This is a genomic window from Sinomonas sp. T428B, from assembly GCF_056780155.1.
On sequence record NZ_JBRAZR010000001.1, the window covers coordinates 2,435,553 to 2,450,154 of the forward strand.

Consider the following 14,602-nt stretch of genomic DNA (forward strand, 5'->3'; position numbering starts at 1 on the left):
AACCGGGAGCGCCCGTCAAGGTCCGCCAGGAAGGCCCGTCAGAACGAGGGCGGCTCCCCCCGGATGACGGACGACGGCGTGGAGTCACCGCACAGCGCCGGGTGTCGGCGATGCTTCGCGCTTCCACGCCAACCGACGATGACGGCGTGGTCCCAGCCGGTGCCGTCGCGTCGCAGGACCTCGACATCGGGGCTCAGAACAGCGCGCGGGCCAGCTGCGCCCTGGCCGCCGACACGCGCGGGTCTGTCCCGCCGACGACCTCGAACAGCTCGAGCAGGCGCACGCGGGCGCGCTCCCGCTCGTCCCCCGAGGTGCGCCCCACGAGGCCCACGAGCCGGGCGAAGGCGTCCTCGACGTGCCCGCCGAGGATGTCGAGGTCCGCGACGGCGAGCTGGGCGTCGACGTCGTCCGGGGCGTCTGCGGCTGCGGCGCGCAGCCGCTCGGCGCCGGCCTGGTCGATCCCGGCGCCGCGCGCCATGAGCTGGACCTGGGCGAGGCCCGCCTTGGCCTCCCGGTCCGCGGGCTGCTCGGCGAGGGCCTTGCGGTACGCGGCCTCGGCCGCGGCGAAGTCCCCGCGGTCGATCGCGTCGAAGGCCTCCTGGTGCAGCGGCGGGAGCTCGGGCTCGGCGAACGCCTCCGCGCCTGCGGGGCCACCGTCGGCTGTGCCGGTCACGCCGTTGGCGGCCGCGACGCGCAGGAGCTCGTCGAAGAGCTGGCGCGACTGCTCCTCGGCCGCGGCGCCCTGGAAGAGCGGGATGGGCTGGCCCTTGAGGATCGCGACGGCGGTCGGGACGGCCTGGGCCTGAAACGCCTGGGCGAGCTGCGGGAAGGCCTCGACGTCGGCGGTCGCGTACAGGAGGCGGCCGGCGTACGAGGCGACGATGGCGCCGAGCTCGTCGCGCACGCGCTGCGACTCCGGCGAGTAGGACGCCCACAGGAGCACGACGACGGGCACCTCGCCCGAGCGCTGGACGAGCTCCGGGAACGTTCGCTCGTCGATCTCGACGGCACCGCCCGCGCCCGGGGACGCGGGGGCTGCCTCGGCGGCGGGGGCGCCCTGGGCGGCGTCCTCTGCGGGGGCCCGGCCGGCGGCCGGCGCCTGAGGCGCCTGCGGCGCCTGCGGCGGCGTGGCGGTCGCGCGGGCCTTGAGGGCGGAGAGGTCGACGGCGCCGCGGAGGTTCAGCTGCGGCTGGGGCTGGCGGGAACCGGGAACGCTCATGGGCCCAGCTTAGCGAAGCCGGGCAGGACGGGCAGAGGCTGCCCGGGGAACGGCCCCGGCACACCTCGAGAGACAGCAGGGGCGCCGGCCGCGCGTGCGGCCGGCGCCCCTCGCGCCTCAAGCTCCGGCACGCCCCTCGAGGGCGTGGCGGGCCTGGAGAACGGCGTCAGCCCACGCTGGCCGCGGTGAGGTTGCGGGTCGCGCCGATGAGCGTCACGTTCTGGCTGGCCCCGTCCTTCGGCACGTAGAGCATGACGGACTCGCGGAAGGTCAGGACCATCTTGGTCGTGGCCTCCTTGCCGCCAGCGAGGGCGGCCGCGTCGTCGGCGAGGGTCACCTTGTCGCCCTCGGCCTTCGGCGTGCCCTCGACGGTGAAGTCGAGCGGCGCGAGGACAATCGCCCCGCCGTCGGCCGTGCGGAAGGCGAAGGCCTCGTCGCGCAGCAGCGTGTGGCTGAACTTGAAGTTGCCGTTCGGGCTGCTCGACACGATGTCGGCCTGGTAGCCGTGCGTGTCCGCGATGTACGCGTTCTCGGGGATGCGGTCCTTCCAGCTGCTGTCCGGGGAGGTGAGCCGGTCACCGATGCCGGAAAGGGCTTCGGCGGGGCTCACGGCGAGGCCGCCCTTGTCCTCGAGCGCGAGCTGCTCGACGCCTGCGCGGGACGTGCTCGGGAAGGTCGCGCCCGGCAGGAGGGGGGCGGCCTCGAGGAGCTTGTAGTTCTCGCGGGCGCTGGCCTGCCGCAGGGTCAGGAGCTGGGGCGTCGTGTTCCCCTCGCCCTGGGTCACGGCGACGACGGTGCGGGGCCACTCGCGCCGCGTCGTGACGACGCTCGTGAGCAGCTCGGACGCGCGGACCGGGGACAGCGCGGGGGCGCTCGCGACGGCGGCGCGCACCTTGTAGTTCTGCGTGCGGGTCAGCAGGGCGGTGCCGTCGACGCGCGGGGCGAGCTTGGCGGCGTCCTTCGCGTCGTCGCCGGCCTGGACCGCGTTGCCGGTCTGGTCGAGGATGCGCGTGAGCTGCTCGTCCGTGAGGACCTTCTCCGCCGCGGTGGCCGGCGACGTCGCGGCGTGCGCGGCGGGGATGGCCGCGCCAAAGCCGGCGACACCCGCGAACACTGCCGTCCCCGCCGCTGCGGTGCGCAGGCCGAGCCCGCGGGCGCGCGGGGAGGACGACGGCGCCGCCGTGCGGGGAGCGGACCCCGGCCGCCCGCGGTCGGCTGAAGGCGCCGGCCAGGCGGGGCGCGTCCGGCCGGCTGCGGAGCCCCGGCCGGGGCCGGCCCCCGGGCCGCGGCGGGCGGCGAGGAGGGCGAGGGCGATGGCCGCGAGGATCGCGAGGGACCCGAGGACGATAAGCGGGACGCCCCACGGGGCGGTCGCGTTGCTCGGCCACGTGATGGTCACGTCACGCGGGGCGGGGGCGGAGCCGTCGCTCGCGAGCAGGAGCCGCCACTCGCCGTCGTCCGGGAGCTCCCAGCGGTACTCGAGGGTGCCGGACGCGCTCTGGCTCGCGGCGAAGAGGTCCGCACCGGCGGGGTTCGGCGAGGTCGCCTCGCCGTCGGTGTGGGTCACGTTGAGGGTCCGGCCGTCCTCGGACGCGCCGTCGATCGTGTTGTGGGCCGCCGGTCCGACCCAGGCCTCGACGTCATCGGGCCGGGCGGCCGAGAGCGTGAAGCTGCCCTCGGAGCGGATCGTGAGGGTCGCATCGCCGCCGCGCAGGTCGCGGAGCCCCGGGTCGATGACGGTCAGCGGGGCATCCTGGCTGTCGGCCGGGAGCACGGCCGTGACGTGCTCGGCGGGGGCCCACCAGGAGAGCTGGCCGATTCCGGCCACGAGGGCTATGAGGCCGAGCAGCAGGATTGCAGCTGCGGTCTTCAGTCGCACGGGTTCACCTTTGCGTTGGGGACACAGACCCTCCAATGGTAACCAAATCGTGATCAAAAGCCCGAGCCGGACCGGCTGGTAGGGTGGCCGCAAGGCTGCGGCGGACCTCCGGCGCGGGCACCGAGGGGAAGGCGCATCCTGTGGCAGAACACCGCCAGGCCGGTTCCGGAGCGGCCGGCGGCAGCGGCGGGGCAGACACCTCCCCTGCCGGTCCCAGCGGCCCCCCGCCCCACCCGCACGGCGGGCTCGGGATGATCCTCCGGGGCGCGGCCCGGCGCCTCCGCACTCCCCTCCCCGGAGCCCAGCCGCGCGTGCGGTTCGAGATGCCGCCCGTTCTCGAGAGCGAGGAGACGGGCACGGAACCGAGCGAGGACGCGCCGTTCGGGCGGCCGGGGCCACGGATGTCGAACAAGCACCCGCTGTACATGGGCTTCATGGGGACCGTGGGTGTGGGGATCGCCCTCGCGCTCTACTACATCGCCTCCCACACGACGCAGCTGCTCCTGTGGATCCTCGCAGCGCTGTTCATCGCCCTCGGCCTCGATCCTGTCGTGCGCTGGCTCGAGGGGCGGCGCGTCCCCCGGGCTGTGGGCATCGCGGGCACGATCCTGGGCCTCTTCGCCGTGCTCGGCGCGTTCTTCGGCACGCTCATCCCGACGATGGTCGAGCAGGTGGGCGAGCTCGTGGGCGACGTGCCGCGGTGGATCGAGGACTTCGTCGCCTCCGACTTCTACCGCAGCATCGACGAGCAGTTCGGGATCAAGGAGCGCGTGACCGAGGAGCTGCAGAAGCTCGGGCAGAACTCGGAGGCCATCACGAACGTGTTCGGCGGCGTGCTCGGCTTCGGGACGACCGTGGCGAACTCGCTCTTCGGTGTGCTCGTCGTCGTCGTGCTCAGCCTGTACTTCCTCTCGGCCCTGCCCGCGATGAAGCGGTGGGGCTACCGGCTCGCCCCGCGCTCGCGCCGGCCCCGGGTCGAGGCCCTGGGCGAGGAGATCACGCGCTCGGTCGGCAACTACGTCATCGGCCAGGTGTGCGTCGCCGCCCTCAACGCCACCTTCGCCTTCGCCGTCATGGGCCTGCTCGGGATCCAGTTCGCGGCCCTGCTCGCGTTCGTCGTCGGCTTCCTCGCGTTCATCCCGCTCGTCGGCGGGGTCGTCGCGGGCGTGCTCATCTCGCTCATCGCGCTCACGGGGGGCTGGCAGACGGCGCTCGTCATGGCGATCGCGTACTTCGCCTACCTGCAGTTCGAGGCGTACTTCATCTCGCCGCGCATCATGCAGAAGGCCGTTGCGGTCCCGGGGCCGGTCGCCGTCATCTCGGTCATCGCCGGCGGCAGCCTCCTGGGCGTCCTCGGGGCCCTCATCGCGATCCCCACCGCGGCCGCCGTCATGCTGCTGATCCGCGAGGTCTACATCGTGCGGCAGGACCAGCACTAGGCCCCGCCGCGGCGCGTCCCGCAGTCGCCTCCCGCAGTCGCGCCCAGCTCAGCCGGCGGCCGTCGCGACCGGGCCCTCCCACGACGTCGGGAGCCCGGCGGCGCCCGAGCCCGCGTCCGTGACCTCGTCCACGATCTCGCTGAGCGCGCGGTGGACGAACCGCTCCCCCACCCACAGGTGTTTGGCGCCCTCGACGCCCACCACGCGGGCATGGGGGACCCGGGCGAAGCGCTCGGCGGCCTCGGCCGGCCGGAGGTAGTCGTCGTGCTCGGGGACGAGCGCCGTGAGCGGGCGCCCCGAGGCGGCCCAGGCGTCGAGGTCGGCGTCGACGGCCCGGTGGAGCGGCGGGGAGAGCAGGACGGCGCCCTCGGTAGCGCCGGCGACGGGCTCGACCGCCCCGTACTTGAGCGCGAGCTCGGTGCCGAAGGACCAGCCCACGAGCCAGCGCGTCGGGAGGCCGCGCTCGACGGCGAAGGTGACGGCGGCCTCGACGTCGGCGCGCTCGCCGACACCCTCCTCGAACCGGCCCTCGCTCGTCCCGCGCGGGCTCGAGGTCCCGCGCGTGTTGAAGCGCAGCACCGCGAGGCCCGCGAGCGCGGGGAGGCGGAACGAGGCCTTGCGCAACACGTGCGAGTCCATGAAGCCGCCGTGCGTGGGCAGCGGGTGGAGCGTGATGAGGGTCGCCTCGGGCTCCCGGTCCGCCGGGAGGGCCAGCTCGCCGACGAGCGTCAGGCCGTCCTGCGTGCGCAGCTCGATGTTCTCCCGGCGGGCGGGGAGGACCGTGTTGGCGCGGATCTCGACGGGGCCTGCGGACGGGCTGAATTCATAGGACGCGGGGTCGAACGGCATGGTGACAGCCTAGCGGCCGGCCGAAAGCGGCCACTGCGCGGCCACGGCCAGCCGGTGCCGGGAAGGGTCAGCGGAACCTGAAGGTCCGCGTCCGCCAGCAGTGCGTGTGCCAGTGCCGCCGTTCGGCGATCCCGGCGGCCTCGCCGAAGAGGTGGTCGTCGGCCCAGACCACGAGGTGTGCCGTGCCGGGCGGGATCGTGCGCGAGCAGCCGGGGCACGTGTAGTCCTTGGCCGCGCTGCGGGTCGTGACCTGGCGGACCCGCCACTCGCCGTCGGGCGCGGACTCGAGCCGCGCGAAGCCGGCGAGCACGCGCTCGGGATTGAAGTCCTCGCGGTCCTCGCCCAGGTCCGCGGCCTCGCGCACGCTGCGGGGCGGCGTCGGACGGCGGCGGGGACGGTTGGAGCGGGGCATGGGCACCATTCTGCCGTGCCCGGGGACTGGACCCTTCACCGGCGACGCTCCATGCCGCCGTCCGGGCCGCCGCCCGGCCGCCGCCCGGGCCCGCGGCAGCGGCTCCGGTAGAGTGCTCGGGTGCGACTCGTCATTGCCCGATGCTCCGTGGACTACGTCGGCCGGCTCAAGGCCCACCTCCCGCTCGCGACCCGGCTGCTCGTGGTCAAGGCTGACGGCTCGGTGCTCGTGCACTCGGATGGAGGCTCGTACAAGCCCCTCAACTGGATGAGCCCGCCCGCGACCCTGCGCGTGCACACGCCCGAGGAGGCCGAGCTCGAGGCCGGCGTCGTCGAGCAGTGGTCCGTCCAGTCGGCGAAGACCGACGACCGCCTCATCGTGAACATCCACGAGCACCTGCACGATTCGAGCCACGAGCTCGGCCTCGACCCCGGGCTCATCAAGGACGGCGTCGAGTCGGACCTCCAGCGGCTCCTCGCCGAGCAGATCGAGACGCTCGGGGAGGGCTTCACGCTCATCCGCCGCGAGTACTTCACCGCGATCGGGCCGGTCGACATCCTCGCGCGGGACGCGGCGGGCACGACCGTCGCCGTCGAGCTCAAGCGGCGCGGCGACATCGACGGCGTCGAGCAGCTCACGCGCTACCTCGAGCTGCTCAACCGCGACCCGCTGCTCGCGCCCGTGCGCGGCATCTTCGCGGCCCAGCAGATCAAGCCCCAGGCCCGGGTGCTCGCCCAGGACCGCGGGATCGACTGCGTGACGCTCGACTACGACGCGATGCGCGGCGTGGACGACGTCGAGTCCCGCCTCTTCTAGCGTCGGAGGCCGCGCGCCGGATGGGACCGGCGCCGCGAGGCGGCTCGCCTAGTATCGTGCTATGACCTCTCCGACGCCCCCCTCCCCCGAAGCCGGCGTCCCGACGCGCCTCGTCGCGCGCGGGCGCATTGTGAGCGACGGGACGACGGTCGACGCCGGCGTCGTCGCCACCGAGGACGACCGGATCGTCTTCGCCGGCCCCGCCGACGAGTTCGAGGCCGAGTTCGGCGCCGAGCCCGGCGCCGGGGGCTTCAGCGGGATCGAACTGGACCTCCCCCCAGACGCGGTCCTGCTGCCGGGACTCATCGACCTGCACTGCCACGGCGCCGCGGGCGTCGACTTCCCGAACGCCGGCGAGGACGAGGCGCGCCGCGCCCTCGCGTTCCTGCACGGCCGGGGCACGACGACGCTCCTCGCGAGCCTCGTCACGGCGCCGCGCGAGGTGCTCCTCTCCGGCATCGGCCTCTTCTCGCGCCTCGACGCCGAGGACCTCGTCGCCGGGATCCACCTCGAGGGCCCCTTCCTCTCGCACGCGCGCTGCGGCGCCCAGAACCCCGAGTTCATCCTCGACCCTGACCTCGACCTCGCCGCCGAGCTCATCGAGGCCTCGGACGGCCGGCTCGTGACCATGACCTACGCCCCCGAGCTCCCCCGGGCCGCGGCCCTCGTGGACCTCCTCACGGCCCACGGCGTCACCCCCTCGCTCGGGCACACGGACTGCGACGACGCGACCGCCGCGGCGTCCCTCGAGCAGGCGCGGGACGCGCTATCGGCCGCTGGGTTCGACGGCGCCGAGGGGCTGCCCACCGTCACCCACCTCTTCAACGGCATGCCCCAGCTGCACCACCGCTCCCCCGGGCCCGTCGCGGCCTGCCTGCGCGCCGCGTCGCGGGGCGGCGCCGTCGTCGAGCTCGTCGCCGACGGCGTCCACCTCGACCCGGCGACCGTGCGCACAGTCTTCGAGCTCGTGGGGGCAGCCAACATCGCCCTCGTGACGGACTCGATGGCCGCTGCGGGACTCGGCGACGGGCGCTACACGCTCGGCCCGTCCGGCGTGACGGTCGACGGCGGCGTCGCGACCCTCGACGCGACGGGCACGATCGCCGGCGGCACCGCGACGCTCATCGAGGTCGTCGCGCGGACGGCGGCGGCAGGCGTCCCGCTCACGGACGCCGTCACCGCGGCCACGGCCGTCCCCGCGGCGGTGCTCGGCCGCGAGGACGAGATCGGCAGCCTGCGCCGCGGCCTCCGTGCCGACCTCGTGGCGGCCGATGCGCAGCTGCGGCCGCTCGCCGTCGTGCGCGGCGGACGGCTCCTGGGCCATTCCCGGGACGTCTAGACGAGGCCCTGAATGACGCGGCGCGTCTGATGAGATGCCTGTTTGACGCATCGTTACCGGAAATTCGCCAAATGTCTGGGGAAAACACGTCAATGCCGTTGACCACCGTTCAGCCATCATGATTGGCTAGGAGCAGTCTTGATGTAGGTAGCAGTGTTTTTCCATGCAATGCATGCTCGCAAGACCGTTGCGAGCGTGGAGTTCCCGGCACGACCGGGTCCTCCCGCGGAGTAACCCGACCGGCGCAGAAAGCGCCGGTGTCCCGTTGCAATTCCACAGGAGAACGCAGGTCATGGCACAGGGAACCGTCAAGTGGTTCAACGCTGAGAAGGGCTTCGGCTTCATCACCCCGGATGACGCGGAGGCTGACGTCTTCGTGCACTATTCGGAGATCAAGTCGAACGGCTTCCGTACGCTCGAGGAGAACCAGCGCGTCGAATTCGAGATCGGCCAGGGCGCCAAGGGCCCCCAGGCCACTGGCGTCACCGCCCTCTGATCGACAACGCTGCCCTTGACGCAGCAGACGATGGGCCCCGGAGAAATCCGGGGCCCATCGGCCTCTTACGGGCACGCCCCGCATCATTATTTACTTGACCTGTAAATAAACTTTCGCACCGTCAGCCGACGAGGCTGCGGAGGAGCCGCATGCGGTGCCGCATCGTGAGCCCGGGGAGGTAGGCGGCGGCGAGCGCTTGGCCGATGGCCGGGAGCTGGAGCGGGTCCTGGTAGTACATGTAGAGCGCGTGGTACTCGGGCTGGAAGCGCGACTTGAACTTGGCGAGCGAGCGGAACCCGTACACCGGCTCGAGGACGCGGCCGACGGCGTCGAGCAGCCTCGAGAGCAGCTCGTCGCCGCGGTCCACCTCGGCCCGCTCCCCCGCGGGGTCCGCCGCGAGCGGAGAGCCCGAGAGCGAGATCCACTCGACCGAGGAGCGCAGCTCCGCCACGGCCGAGGCGATGAGGAACTCCATGACCCCGGGGAAGGCGTCCGGGCCCCGGCGCATGAAGTCCAGGGTCCAGCCGACGATCCGCTCGTGCTCGAAGACGGGCAGCCAGCTCGTGACCCCGTGGAGGCGGTCCTCGGCGTCGAGCGCGAGGCACAGCCTGACGTCTGGGTCGTCGAGCTCGTCGAGGCCCCCGAGGGTGAACCCCATGTCGGGGAGGGCCTTCTGCGCGGACCACTCCTCCGAGAGCACGCTCAGCTGGGCGCGCTGCTGCGGCGCGAGCTCGTGGTACCGCGTCCACTCGGCCCGCACGCCGAGCTTCCGGGCCCGGTTGACGGCCGTGCGGACGTTCTGCCACTCCTTGCCGACGAACTCTAGCTCCCGCACCGAGAGCCGCGTCTCCTGGGCCACCTCGACCCTGCGGAAGCCCCGGGCGCGCAGCGTCGGCCACAGCTCGTCGGTGACGGAGTAGAAGCACGGGGTGAGGGCGTGCTCGGCGCAGTACGCGATGAACTCGGCGACGGCGGCGGGCCCGCGCCCGGGCGCGCCGATGGGGCCGGCCACGGACAGCGCGACCGTGCCGTGCTGCTGGAAGGCGAGGCCCGCCGTCGCATGCGAGTCGAACCAGAAGTGGTTCGGCGGCCACAGCGTCATCCAGGACAGCGAGCCGCCGCCCTTCCGCGCGAGGGAGCGGGCGAGCTCGAGGCTGTCGTCCCTCGTCCCAAGCGTCTGCCGCCCGCGCAGGACGGCGAAGGCGACGATGACGAGCGCCGCGGTCCACAGGATGAGCCCGCTGTGCGTGAAGAGCCAGAGCTCGGCGTCGCCGCGGCCGCGGAAGGCGGCCGCATAGCTGCTCGGGATCGGGGCCGGCAGGTACTGCCGGACGAGCTCGGCCGCGAGCCCCCAGATGCCCTCGCGCCGGCCGGGGCCGCCGCCCTGCCACCACAGGAGGGCGTAGGAGAGCACGAGGCCGAGCCCGAGCCCGGCCCCCACGGCCTCGAGCCGGCGGCGGAGGCGGCGGGCCGTCTCGACGCGGAAGAGGTCCCGGCTGAGCCAGAGGACGACGCCGAGCGCGACGGCAGTGAGCGCGATCGGCAGCAGGTGGACGAACCCCGAAGTGACGAGGCCGAAGCGGGGACGGCGCGGCGTGAAGGGGATCTGGAGGAAGAGCGCGAGGTAGCCGACGGCGAGGGCGCCGATCGCGAGCTGGACCGCGATCGCGACGCGCAGGGCCACCGAGCGCCCGCGGCGCAGGCCCTCAGCGCACACGAGCAGGATGAGCATGGGGGCGAGCGCCGTCGCGTAGCCGACCGGGGAGAGCGCGTTGGGCTGGGCCGCCTGGAGGCATGCGGCGTCGACGGCGCCGCCGCAGTCCTCGCGGAGCTGGGCCAGGGCGGGCAGGGGGTTCAGGACGATGTCACGCACGAGGGCAAGCGGCCCCGAGGGGCTCCGGGAGAGGGCCGCGAGGACGGGGCCTACGGCCGCGAGCGTCACGAGCAGGGCCAGGAGGTTGCGCCGCTCGCGCACGCTCGGGAGGACGACGTGCTGCTCGGGGTGGGCCGCGGCGGACCACCAGCAGGCCACGAGCCCCAGAAGGGCGCCGATGAGCCCGAGGACGGTCTCCGAGTGGCCCACGTAGAGCGCGAGCGTCCCGGAGATCCCGAGGACGGCGGCGCGCAGCCGGCGGCGCCAGAGCACGCCGAGGGAGGGGCTCGCCGCCATGGCCGCGAACAGCGCCGCCGGGTAGGGGCCGAGCACGGGGTCCTCGACCATCGCCCCGATCCACCCGTCGCCGCCGAGCCGCGCGAGCTGGGTGAGGGCGAAGAACACGGTGATCGAGGCCACGTGGCCGCCCACGAAGAGGAGGGCGGCCCGGAGCGGGCCGTAGGCGGTCTCGGCCACGGGGACGAGGATGGCCAGGACGAGGGTCGCGCCGGCGTAGGCGAGCGGGTTCGTGACGAAGAAGATCGACGTGACGGCGCCCCACCACTGGCCCGCCCGGAGCGAGCCGATGTCGCCGCCGACGACGGCGAGGACGTCCTCGGGCGGGCCCGCGAGGATGCTCCCCGTGGCGAGCCCGACCACCCAGAGCGCAGCGATGAGCGAGACGGTGAGGGGGATGCGGCCGAGGCTGCGGGCCGCTGCCGTCGCCGCGGACCCGAGGGTGCCCCGGAGGCTCACGGCAGGCCCCAGCGCTCGGCGAGCCGCTCGAGCCCGACGGGCATGGCCTTGCCGATCATCTCCCACGAGTGGCCCTCGCCCGGCACGACCTCCTCGTTCACGTCGACGCCGCCGCCCCTGGCCTGCCCCGCGATGACCTGGGCCTGAGCGACGAAGTCCGGATCCCGGCCGCCCGCGGCAAGGAAGAGGAACTGGCCCTCGTGGCCGCCCTGGGCGAAGAAGTGCGCGGGGAGCTGCGCCTCGAAGGCCGCCGTGTCGCCGTCGAACGCCCCCTGGATCGTCTTGGACCGCTCCTTGGCGAGGGCCGGCTCCTTCTCCGCGGCGAAGGCCAGCGCGGAGCCGAACACCTCCGGGTGCTTGGCGAGCAGCTGGACGGAGCAGGTCGCCCCGAAGGAGAAGCCGCCCACGGCCCATGCGCCCGCGTCCGTCGAGACCGACAGGTGCTCCTTGATCCACGGCACCACGTCTGAGACGAGGTACGTCTCGGCCCGGCCGAGCTTCGTGTCCATGCACAGCGTGTTGGCGGACGGGCTCCCGATCGGGTCGACGACGACGACGACCGGCGCGACGCCGTTGTGCTCGCGGGCGAAGCGGTCCATCCGCCCGCGCAGCTGCCCGCCCGTGAGCCAGTCGGCCGGGCCGCCGGGCTGCCCGGCCATCAGCACGAGCACCGGCAGCTCGGGGCGTGTGGGTGAGGAGTAGGCAGGCGGGAAGTAGACGAACGCCTCGCGGGCCGCGAACCCCGACTCGGTGTTGGGCAGCTGCACGCGGCGCAGGTCGCCGGTGGATGGAAGCTCCTCGGACGGAGTCCAGCCCGCGAGGGGAACAGCTGGCGCTCCCCCTCGCTCGAGGCCAGGATCCAGGGCCTCGATCCGGCTCAGGCTCGAGCCGGTCAGATCGCCGAGGGTGATGTTGAGGCCGAAGTAGGCGTTGATCTGCTGCGCGGCCAGGACGACGACGGCGAGGGCGGACGCCACGGCGAGCACCCGCCGTCCCCATGCGCGCGCCTCGCGCCCCCAGCGCACGAGGCACGTGGCAGCAAGGAGCACGCCGAAGAGGCCGAGGCCGGTGAAGAACAGGACCTCGGGGGGCAGGTCCGAGGGGAAGACGTTCGCGACGTCCACGAGGAACCTGTGCACGAGGAGGGTGAGGGCGGGGGCGGCGAGGGCCGCGCCCGCGAGGAGGGCCGCCCCGCGCATCCGCGGGCGGCGGGAGACAAGGCTCCAGGCGAGGTAGGCGGCGCCGGCGGCGGCGAGGGCCCAGCAGGCCACCGCGACCGGGCCGTCCACGACGCGAAGTTCGAGCAGGGCGTCCATCGCGTCGCGCTTCAGCGCCAGTGGCCGACGCCCACGACGGGCCCGGCCTCGAGCCAGGAGGCGAGGCCGGCGTAGGCGTTGAAGTCCATCGCGAAGCGGACGCTCTCGTCAAGGTAGCGCAGCTCGACGATCACCACGTCGGCCTGGACCTTGGCCCGCTCGGCCTCCGTGGGCGCGCGCCGCCCGAGCAGCTCGAGGGAGCTGCGGGTGAAGCGGTGCCTGGCCACGGGGCTGAGCGAGAGCAGGTGGAACCATTCCAGTTCAGCGTCCTGATAGCGGCAAACCCCCATCCGCCACGGCCCGGAGGCCATGGAGATGGAGGCATCCACCGTGCCCAGGGTGCGCCGCAGGACGGCGCGGCGCACCCCGAGGACACAGAGCATCGCTGCTAGGAGCAGGAAGACCGCTGCCAGGACGATGAACGGAATGGCGGATTCGTCCATCGAGGTCTGGCTAACGGGTCCCCGCGGCCGACTCGCCGATCTTCGCGTTGTCGGCGACGATCACGACACGGTTGCTGTCGACGGAGAAGAAGCCGCCGTCGACCGTGGCCGTGATCCGCGAGCCGGTCACCGGCTCGATCGCAATCTCGCCCGCATGCAGGATTGCCAGCAGGGGCGTGTGGCCGGGAAGGATCCCGACCTCGCCGTCCGCCGTGCGGGCCTTGACCATCTTCGCCGGGCCGGACCACACGAAGTGGTCCGCCGCGACGATCTCGACCTCGAGCTCAGCCATCTACTTGGTCTGCTCCTGGATCTTGGCCCAGTTGCGCTCGACGTCGTCGAGGCCGCCGACGTTGAAGAACGCCTGCTCGGCCACGTGGTCCAGCTCGCCGTCGCAGATGGCCTTGAAGCCCTCGATCGTGTCCTTGATGCTGACGGTCGAGCCCTCGACACCCGTGAACTGCTTCGCGGTGTAGGTGTTCTGCGAGAGGAACTGCTGGATGCGGCGGGCGCGGGCCACGACGATCTTGTCCTCTTCGGAGAGCTCGTCGACACCGAGGATGGCGATGATGTCCTGCAGCTCCTTGTTCTTCTGGAGGATCTGCTTGACGCGCACGGCCGTGTTGTAGTGGTCGTGGCCGATGTACTGCGGGTCGAGGATGCGCGACGTCGAGGTCAGCGGGTCCACGGCCGGGTACAGGCCGCGCGAGGCGATCTCGCGGGAGAGCTCGGTCGTCGCGTCGAGGTGCGCGAACGTCGTGGCCGGGGCCGGGTCGGTGTAGTCGTCGGCCGGCACGTAGATGGCCTGCATCGACGTGATCGAGTGGCCGCGCGTCGAGGTGATGCGCTCCTGGAGGAGGCCCATCTCGTCGGCGAGGTTCGGCTGGTAGCCCACCGCGGACGGCATGCGGCCGAGGAGGGTCGACACCTCGGAGCCCGCCTGGGTGAAGCGGAAGATGTTGTCGATGAAGAGCAGCACGTCCTGGTTCTGCACATCGCGGAAGTACTCCGCCATGGTCAGCGCCGTGAGGGCCACGCGCAGACGCGTTCCCGGCGGCTCGTCCATCTGGCCGAACACGAGGGCGGTGTCCTTGAGGACGCCGGCCTCATCCATCTCGACCCAGAGGTCGTTGCCCTCGCGCGTGCGCTCGCCGACGCCGGCGAACACGGAGGTGCCACCGAAGTTGCGGGCAACACGGGTGATCATCTCCTGGATGAGGACGGTCTTGCCGACGCCGGCGCCGCCGAAGAGGCCGATCTTCCCACCCTTGATGTACGGGGTGAGGAGGTCGATGACCTTGATGCCGGTCTCGAGCATCTCGGTCGAGCCCTCGAGCTGGGCGAAGGACGGGGCCTTGCGGTGGATCGGCCAGTGGTCCGAGGCCTGGATCTCGGACTCGTCGACGTCGAGCGGCTTGCCGAGGACGTTGAAGATGTGGCCCTTGACGCCGTCGCCGACGGGGACCGAGATCGGGGAGCCGAGGTCGACGACCTTGGTGCCGCGGACGAGGCCGTCCGTCGCCTGCAGCGAGATGGCGCGGACGAGGTTGTCGCCGAGGTGCTGGGCCGTCTCGAACGTGATGGTCCGGGTCGTGCCGCCGAGCGTGATCTCGGTGGTGAGGGCGTTGTAGATTTCCGGGATCGCGTCGGCCGGGAACTCGACGTCGACAACCGGACCGATCACGCGGGCAATGCGGCCCGTCGCGCCGGCGGTCGCAACCGCTTCAGAGGCAGTGGCAGTCATCTCTCTCACTTCTTGGTAGAT

Annotated in this window: 13 protein-coding genes; 4 read left to right on the top strand and 9 right to left on the bottom strand. The window is 72.8% G+C overall.

The genetic code is table 11. From position 1 onward, the window contains the following. Positions 1-193 precede the first annotated feature (193 nt). Both ACUYMY_RS11305 and ACUYMY_RS11310 read right to left on the bottom strand, forming a co-directional pair. A complete protein-coding gene (locus tag ACUYMY_RS11305) occupies positions 194-1,219 on the bottom strand; it encodes a co-chaperone YbbN (RefSeq protein WP_481703653.1) in 1,026 nt (341 codons plus the stop codon). A gap of 166 nt (positions 1,220-1,385) precedes the next feature. After that, complete coding sequence (locus ACUYMY_RS11310; protein ID WP_481703654.1) at positions 1,386-3,098, bottom strand: DUF8094 domain-containing protein; 1,713 nt, start codon at positions 3,096-3,098, stop codon at positions 1,386-1,388. 140 nt (positions 3,099-3,238) lie between these two features. Between ACUYMY_RS11310 and ACUYMY_RS11315 the strand changes: the two genes are divergently transcribed. Continuing rightward, the gene (locus ACUYMY_RS11315) at positions 3,239-4,537 is read left to right on the top strand and encodes an AI-2E family transporter (protein ID WP_481703655.1); all 1,299 of its coding nucleotides are present in this window, start codon (positions 3,239-3,241) and stop codon (positions 4,535-4,537) included. Between the two features lie 48 nt (positions 4,538-4,585). On the opposite strand, the gene ACUYMY_RS11320 is transcribed toward ACUYMY_RS11315, so the two are convergent. Both ACUYMY_RS11320 and ACUYMY_RS11325 read right to left on the bottom strand, forming a co-directional pair. Further along, positions 4,586-5,386 carry an alpha/beta hydrolase gene (locus tag ACUYMY_RS11320; RefSeq protein WP_481703656.1) on the bottom strand — a complete coding sequence of 267 codons (801 nt, stop codon included), beginning with the start codon at positions 5,384-5,386 and terminating at the stop codon, positions 4,586-4,588. Between the two features lie 67 nt (positions 5,387-5,453). Further along, positions 5,454-5,798 (bottom strand): ATP/GTP-binding protein, encoded by a 345-nt coding sequence (locus tag ACUYMY_RS11325; RefSeq protein WP_481703657.1) that lies wholly within the window; start codon positions 5,796-5,798, stop codon positions 5,454-5,456. A 120-nt stretch (positions 5,799-5,918) separates the two neighbouring features. On the opposite strand from ACUYMY_RS11325, the gene nucS reads away from it, so the two are divergent. The 3 genes from nucS to ACUYMY_RS11340 all read left to right on the top strand — a co-directional run bounded on the left by nucS (position 5,919) and on the right by ACUYMY_RS11340 (position 8,449). Then, positions 5,919-6,614: an endonuclease NucS gene (nucS, locus tag ACUYMY_RS11330; protein ID WP_481703658.1), complete on the top strand. Its 696-nt coding sequence runs from the start codon at positions 5,919-5,921 to the stop codon at positions 6,612-6,614. A gap of 61 nt (positions 6,615-6,675) precedes the next feature. Beyond that, complete coding sequence (locus tag ACUYMY_RS11335) at positions 6,676-7,953, top strand: N-acetylglucosamine-6-phosphate deacetylase (protein ID WP_481703659.1); 1,278 nt, start codon at positions 6,676-6,678, stop codon at positions 7,951-7,953. Between the two features lie 292 nt (positions 7,954-8,245). Beyond that, on the top strand, positions 8,246-8,449 hold the full coding sequence (locus ACUYMY_RS11340) for a cold-shock protein (RefSeq protein WP_077490146.1): 204 nt from the start codon (positions 8,246-8,248) through the stop codon (positions 8,447-8,449). A gap of 121 nt (positions 8,450-8,570) precedes the next feature. On the opposite strand, the gene ACUYMY_RS11345 is transcribed toward ACUYMY_RS11340, so the two are convergent. The 5 genes from ACUYMY_RS11345 to atpD are packed head-to-tail and all read right to left on the bottom strand — an operon-like array spanning position 8,571 to position 14,581. Further along, positions 8,571-11,078 (bottom strand): bifunctional lysylphosphatidylglycerol flippase/synthetase MprF, encoded by a 2,508-nt coding sequence (locus tag ACUYMY_RS11345; RefSeq protein WP_481703660.1) that lies wholly within the window; start codon positions 11,076-11,078, stop codon positions 8,571-8,573. After that, positions 11,075-12,394 (bottom strand): alpha/beta hydrolase, encoded by a 1,320-nt coding sequence (locus ACUYMY_RS11350; RefSeq protein ID WP_481703661.1) that lies wholly within the window; start codon positions 12,392-12,394, stop codon positions 11,075-11,077. The genes ACUYMY_RS11345 and ACUYMY_RS11350 overlap by 4 nt, the downstream gene beginning before the upstream one ends. Before the next feature lie 11 nt (positions 12,395-12,405). Beyond that, positions 12,406-12,837 carry a DUF2550 domain-containing protein gene (locus ACUYMY_RS11355; protein ID WP_481703662.1) on the bottom strand — a complete coding sequence of 144 codons (432 nt, stop codon included), beginning with the start codon at positions 12,835-12,837 and terminating at the stop codon, positions 12,406-12,408. Positions 12,838-12,847: 10 nt separating this feature from the next. After that, a complete protein-coding gene (locus ACUYMY_RS11360) occupies positions 12,848-13,129 on the bottom strand; it encodes a F0F1 ATP synthase subunit epsilon (RefSeq protein WP_481703663.1) in 282 nt (93 codons plus the stop codon). Next, complete coding sequence (atpD, locus tag ACUYMY_RS11365; RefSeq protein WP_481703664.1) at positions 13,130-14,581, bottom strand: F0F1 ATP synthase subunit beta; 1,452 nt, start codon at positions 14,579-14,581, stop codon at positions 13,130-13,132. Between the last annotated feature and the right edge of the window lie 21 nt (positions 14,582-14,602).

Bases quoted from the DNA above. Each gene is read 5' to 3' on its own strand.
- ACUYMY_RS11305 (WP_481703653.1), bottom strand. From the start codon at position 1,219: ATGAGCGTTCCCGGTTCCCGCCAGCCCCAGCCGCAGCTGAACCTCCGC.
- ACUYMY_RS11320 (WP_481703656.1), bottom strand. From the start codon at position 5,386: ATGCCGTTCGACCCCGCGTCCTATGAATTCAGCCCGTCCGCAGGCCCC.
- ACUYMY_RS11325 (WP_481703657.1), bottom strand. From the start codon at position 5,798: ATGCCCCGCTCCAACCGTCCCCGCCGCCGTCCGACGCCGCCCCGCAGC.
- ACUYMY_RS11335 (WP_481703659.1), top strand. From the start codon at position 6,676: ATGACCTCTCCGACGCCCCCCTCCCCCGAAGCCGGCGTCCCGACGCGC.
- ACUYMY_RS11340 (WP_077490146.1), top strand. From the start codon at position 8,246: ATGGCACAGGGAACCGTCAAGTGGTTCAACGCTGAGAAGGGCTTCGGC.
- ACUYMY_RS11350 (WP_481703661.1), bottom strand. From the start codon at position 12,394: ATGGACGCCCTGCTCGAACTTCGCGTCGTGGACGGCCCGGTCGCGGTG.
- ACUYMY_RS11355 (WP_481703662.1), bottom strand. From the start codon at position 12,837: ATGGACGAATCCGCCATTCCGTTCATCGTCCTGGCAGCGGTCTTCCTG.
- ACUYMY_RS11360 (WP_481703663.1), bottom strand. From the start codon at position 13,129: ATGGCTGAGCTCGAGGTCGAGATCGTCGCGGCGGACCACTTCGTGTGG.
- atpD (WP_481703664.1), bottom strand. From the start codon at position 14,581: ATGACTGCCACTGCCTCTGAAGCGGTTGCGACCGCCGGCGCGACGGGC.